Origin of the sequence: Streptomyces sp. AHU1 (genome assembly GCF_045343905.1) — a bacterium.
Taxonomy (GTDB): Bacteria; Actinomycetota; Actinomycetes; order Streptomycetales; family Streptomycetaceae; genus Streptomyces; species Streptomyces triticiradicis.
The window spans coordinates 406,549-411,965 of the sequence record NZ_CP174284.1 but is presented as its reverse complement, the minus strand read 5'-3'; the positions used below and the strand labels follow the sequence as shown (position 1 = coordinate 411,965).

The following is a 5,417-nucleotide window of genomic DNA, read 5'->3' as shown; positions in this document are numbered from 1 at the left end:
CTTGCGTTCCTGCTCCGCTCCTGACAAAGAATACCCTGCAGGGGCCTCTAGGGGAACAACGGATGAACTAATCATTGCTAGCAGTTTCTGTCACCGGCACGCCCTATGTGGTCAATCCGGCCGAACCGGAGGAGACCGTGTCCGCTGGCAGCTTCACCGCCCTGTCATTCCAGGGCGGACCGAGATGGGCACCTGTCTGGTATGCCCGGGCAGTTCAGTTCTGCTCCAACCGCTGGGAGTCATTTCCATGTCCCTTGAGGCATCTTCCGAAGGCTTCGAAACCTTCGCTCCGGCCACTCAGTCGTCCGCTGTCGCGGACGTTCTGTCAGGTGTGGTCCAAGAATCGGACGGGTTCGAATCCCCGAGGGATGAAGACTTGTCGGACGAGGCCGAAGAAGACCCCCTCAAGGATGTACCCGACGACATCCGCGAAGCCGCCCGGCTGGCGCCTGACCACTGGATCAGCCCGGTGGATCCTCAGTGGGAGGGTGAGGGGCCGCCGCCGCCCTGGGCGATGATCGGCCAGTGGAGGTCAGGATCCGACGGCGAAATCGAAGAGTGGGCCGACAACCCCCTCTATCGTCCCTCGCCCCGGGCGCTCGGCATGCCCGAGCCGCGTGACCCGATCGACAATCTGGTACAGCTGGCCGTCGCCGGCTGGGGATCCGGCCAGGACGTCATGGACGCCCTGGCATCCGCCACCGTAGCCGTACTGATGGACACCGACGGCAGACTGTGGACCGCCTTCACTCCCGACGGTTCGCCCGTGGTCCCGGTGCTCACCACGGTCGACGACGCCCCGACCACTCTCTTTCTCACCTGGAAGAACCTTCCCGTTCGCGAACTCGTGGAGCAGCTGCCCGACGGCCACCGGATCTACCTCAACCCCGCAGGTCCGATTTCCATGATCGTCGAAACGGAGTCGCTGAAGGAGACCATCGCCGCCGCCGACGCAGAGGAACCTTCCACCGAGGCCGTCGTGGGACGGCCTGTCACAGAAGCTGAAGCGCCAGCCGGCCTCGTCGAGACCCCGGGCCCCGAAACCTCCGCGGCAGCACCGACGATCATGGATGTGCCTGTCAACGCAGAGCTGCTCTAAATCCTCGGCCCTGATGAAAGAGCGACGGCTCGGCTTCGAGGAGTCCCGGACACACCAACTTCGTTTCCGGTAGGCGGTGTTCCTGCCGTGCCGACGGCGAGCCGCAGCGGATCGTCGGCACGGGCCGGACAGGACGAGCGATGCGACAACTCCTACGGCGGCGCACAGTACCGTCGCACATCCCCTGACAGGTTTGCTACGAGCACCGCCTGCAAATGACGGGTGGCAAGAGCAGCCACCCAATGTGTGGCCATGCATCAACCCCACGTCATGAACGCAACCAATCTTGAAGGACACCATGACGAATTCAGAGCGCACAGACCAGCGAAGTTCTGCTGCCCCTCTGGGTCTGACCGCGTCGGCAGCGGCTCTCCCCAGTGCCCCGGCCGAACCCCCGTCCGGCGCCGCCCCTGATGCTTCCACGTCACCAGGTGAGACCGGCACAGGCCAGAGTGTGGAAAGCGTGCTGCTCGGTGGCGTTCCGGCCTCGACCTCCGTGCCCGGCGGGGTAGCCACGGCTTCTCCTGAGTCTCCCAGCGCCGCTCCCGAAGCCACGGCAGCCGGTGCTGCTACTCCCGGCACGGCGGTCACGAACGGGGATGCGGAAGCTGACGAAAAAGGGGACGCCGGAAACGCAGTTCCCCTGGCTGAGGCTGATGACGACCACTCCGCCGGCGGCGGCGCGACCACTACCTCATCGGTTCCTGCCGAGCGCGACCCCTCTAGGCCGAGCAAAGGAATTCTCGCTGGCGCTGCCATCGCCGGATCTCTTCTGATCGCAGTGCCGCTGCTTCTCAGCAACACGGGTGGAGACGGCGGTCCACAGACGCCCGTACGCCCGCACTCCACACCGATGACCGTCCTTGGCGGTGGCGCACTGGACCCTGCGGTCGGCGGCTTTGCGAGTGAAACGCCCGGTAGCAGCCCATCGGCGCACGCCAGTACCAAGGAAGGCCACCATGCCACGTCCACCCAGGCCGTCAAGAAGAGCCCGACCGCCAAAGCGTCTTCGTCCGCGCGCCCTTCCTCCCATACTTCCACCGCCAAGTCCGGTGTTCATGTGGTGACTGACAAGACCAAGACGACTCCGGCCTTGCCAGTGTACGCTTTGTACAGTTCGGTCTCCGGACGCTGTATCGACGTCATGGGTGGAACAAGCAATGGCGGTACGCCCCTGCAGATCTGGGACTGCAACGGAACTCCCGCTCAGCAGTGGCAGTTTGCCTCCGATGGGACGATACGAGCCCAGGGCAAGTGCATGGAGGTAGCCGGGGGTTCCAGTATTGATGGCACCCCGATCGAGCTTGCCGGTTGCAACGGCACCCATGCACAGCAGTTCCGGCTCAACACAGCGCACGATCTGACCAACGGCAGCATGTGCGTGGATATCACGGACAGCGCAACCGCCAGCGGCACCCGACTTCAACTCTGGCAGTGCAATGGCCACTCGAATCAGAAATGGTGGAGGTCCTGAAACACCTGGTGCCACTCGCTGCCTGACTGCTGGGAGCCGCTGACGGCCGAGGCGGAAGCGATGTGCGCCGAAGCAAGGCGATGCCGGACTTGGCCGCCAACGTGTAGTCGGGCAGTGCTCGTTCGGGCAAGGTGACAGCTGAACCGTGCAGACTGTGGCGAGCTGAGGCATGCCCCGATTGACGGGTTAAGCAGCGACCCAGACGATGCAAGTCATTCCCAGGATCGGGACCCCCTCTGGCTCCGCTCAGCACGCGTGAGTTCCCGCGTGCGAAGACGGTGCAGATCATGGCGGTCTCCAAGCCTTCCTCACCCTCGAAGGGTTGATTTCTCTCATGCTGAGACGCGCTGCGGTGTGCCTTGCGGGATCGGTAGCCGCCTTCACCGTCCTGTCGACAGCGGGAAACGCTGGAGCCGTCGGGCTCACGGACGCATCGACTCTCACCCGTTCCGGCTCGGCGTCGACGACGGCTGGTGGCATCTGCGAGTTCTCGGTGGACGGCACCACGTGGATGCCCGGATCGCAGATCAAGGCACTCAGGCCCCTGTCCGACGGCGAAGTAGCCGTAGCGGTGCGAAGCAAGGATGATCGTGAGGCTTGCACGGTCTCCCTGGCCTCCTACCTTGCCCACGGCTCCACGTTTGCGACGTCGGGCAAGCAGGAACTCGTCGGATTCGCGACGGTAGCGGCCCACCACAGTCGAGCCGAAGTACTCAAGGTCAAGATCCCTGACACGGGCTGCTTCTCGCAGGTGGACCTCTACAAGGGTGACGTGCGCTACGACGGTGGCGTCGGCGAGGGCCACGGCCCCGTCCCGGTGGGTCCCGACCACCCGGTGATCGGCAAGAATCTGATCGCCTCATGGCACGCCGGCAAGGAAGACTGCGTGACCAAGTCCCCCTCGCCGACTCCGACGAGCAGTGCTCCTGCCTCCGCGAGCCCGAGCCCCACTCCGACTGCTACGCCCAGCGGCTCCCCGTCGTCCCCGGCGCCGAGCGGGACGCCTCAGCCGTCGGCGTCGTCCCCCTCGGATTCCACGGCTCCGGCTGTGCCGCAGACCCACGACTCCACGCCGCCACGGGAGGACGGCGTGCCGCCCACGGGCAGCCTGGCCTCCACCGGAAGCTCTGGCACCGCCTGGACCGCGGGCGCGGCCGCCCTATTGCTCGCTTCTGGCGGTGGGCTCGTGTTCCTCCAGCGCCGACGCAAGCAGGCCGGAAACTGACGACGGCCTTTCCTGTCGGCGACTCGGAGGTCCCTCCATCTGTTGGTTGTGGCCGAGTCAAGGCCGCCGATTGCACCAGATCTGGTGAGGTGGGCGCGGTTGGGTCCGTACTCGCTGCAGGGTGCGTGACCGAGTAGCTGCGAAGCTGTCCATCGGTTCTGCCGCCAGTGGTTGCTTGTCGCGGTCCGGCTCGTTCTTGGGGCCGGACCGCGACAGCCAGGAGATGTCAGCTGCGGCACGCGGATCCTCGGCTGCGCGGCACCGTACTGCAGCGCGTGCGGTCCGGTTGCTGCAGGCCGGCAAGGTTTCGGCGGACGTGTCCGAGAGAGGAGGCACACACCAGAGAAAAGTTGAATATGAGATGCAAATTTTCTAGGGTGGGCTACGGAAGATTCCTCAACTCCCAGGAGTGGACATGCTGTCCGAGCAGTCAAGCCATGTTGTACGCGCCACACTGCCTGCCGTTGGTAGTGCGATTGAGGAGATCGCGGAGCGCTTCTACACCCGGCTGTTCGACGCTCATCCCGATCTTCTGCGAGACCTTTTCAACCGTGGCAATCAGGCCGCCGGCACGCAGAAGCAGGCGCTCGCAGGCTCCATCGCCGTCTTCGCCACGCACCTGCTGGACAATCCAGATCAGCGCCCCGACCTGATGCTCAACCGCATCGCCCACAAGCACGCTTCGCTGGGCATCCTGCCCGAGCAGTACCCGATCGTGCATGAGCACCTCTTCGCGGCCATCGTGGACGTTCTCGGCGACGCGGTCACGCCCGAGGTCGCCGCGGCCTGGAGCGAGGTCTACTGGCTGATGGCCAATGCCCTCATAGCGATCGAGAAGCGGCTGTACGAAGAGAGCGAGCACAAGGTCTGGCGCGATTGGGAGGTCGTGGAACGCGTGCAGGAGACGAAAGACGTCGTCACCTTCCGTGTCCGGCCTGTCGACGACGGCCCCGTTCCCGAGTTCGGCGCCGGTCAGTACCTCTCTGTTCAGGTCGAACTGCCTGATGGTGCCCGCCAGATCCGTCAGTACAGTCTGTCCGGCGCACCCGCGGACTCCGTCCGTCAGTTCAGTGTCAAGCGCGTCCACGGCGCCACCACGCCGGATGGAGAGGTCTCCAACCACCTGCACGCGGGGGTGCGCGAGGGAGAGGTGCTCCAGCTGTCGGAGCCGCGGGGCGACCTCGTGCTCGATCACGCTGACGGCCGGCCCGTGCTGCTGGCCTCGGCAGGCATCGGCGTCACGCCCATGATCGCTATGCTGGCCCGGCTGGCGACCGTCAACCACGAGGCCCCGGTCATCGTCGTCCACGGCGACCGCTCTCCCGCTGATCACGCACTGCGTGATGACCACGAGGGGTACACCGAGAAGCTTCCCGACGGAACCGTGCACTTCTGGTACGAGCAGGGAGCCGAAGACGGCGCCTACACCGGCCGAGTGGACCTGACGGCCCTTGAGATACCTCAGGGGGTCCGGGCGTACCTCTGCGGTCCCCTGCCTTTCATGCGTGCGGTCCGAGAGCAGCTCATCGGCAAGGGCGTGGCGCCGGCAGACATCTTCTACGAGGTCTTCGGCCCCGACCTCTGGCTCGCCAAGGGCTGACCTGTACAGGGCTGTGGGT

At 65.3% G+C, this 5,417-nt stretch carries 4 protein-coding genes; all 4 read left to right on the top strand.

Features of this window, described 5'->3' with window-relative positions; genetic code table 11:
• Positions 1-247 precede the first annotated feature (247 nt).
• The 4 genes from ACICHK_RS42775 (at position 248) to ACICHK_RS42760 (ending at position 5,398) form a co-directional block, all read left to right on the top strand.
• A complete protein-coding gene (locus tag ACICHK_RS42775) occupies positions 248-1,099 on the top strand; it encodes a type VII secretion system-associated protein (protein ID WP_406841727.1) in 852 nt (283 codons plus the stop codon).
• An 853-nt stretch (positions 1,100-1,952) separates the two neighbouring features.
• The gene (locus tag ACICHK_RS42770; protein ID WP_406841726.1) at positions 1,953-2,573 is read left to right on the top strand and encodes a ricin-type beta-trefoil lectin domain protein; all 621 of its coding nucleotides are present in this window, start codon (positions 1,953-1,955) and stop codon (positions 2,571-2,573) included.
• Between the two features lie 571 nt (positions 2,574-3,144).
• Complete coding sequence (locus ACICHK_RS42765; RefSeq protein WP_406841724.1) at positions 3,145-3,798, top strand: LAETG motif-containing sortase-dependent surface protein; 654 nt, start codon at positions 3,145-3,147, stop codon at positions 3,796-3,798.
• A gap of 415 nt (positions 3,799-4,213) precedes the next feature.
• Positions 4,214-5,398 carry a globin domain-containing protein gene (locus tag ACICHK_RS42760; protein ID WP_406841723.1) on the top strand — a complete coding sequence of 395 codons (1,185 nt, stop codon included), beginning with the start codon at positions 4,214-4,216 and terminating at the stop codon, positions 5,396-5,398.
• Positions 5,399-5,417 lie beyond the last annotated feature (19 nt).

Coding starts and splice junctions, on each gene's coding strand:
- ACICHK_RS42770 (WP_406841726.1), top strand. CDS start 1,953: ATGACCGTCCTTGGCGGTGGCGCACTGGACCCTGCGGTCGGCGGCTTT.
- ACICHK_RS42775 (WP_406841727.1), top strand. CDS start 248: ATGTCCCTTGAGGCATCTTCCGAAGGCTTCGAAACCTTCGCTCCGGCC.
- ACICHK_RS42760 (WP_406841723.1), top strand. CDS start 4,214: ATGCTGTCCGAGCAGTCAAGCCATGTTGTACGCGCCACACTGCCTGCC.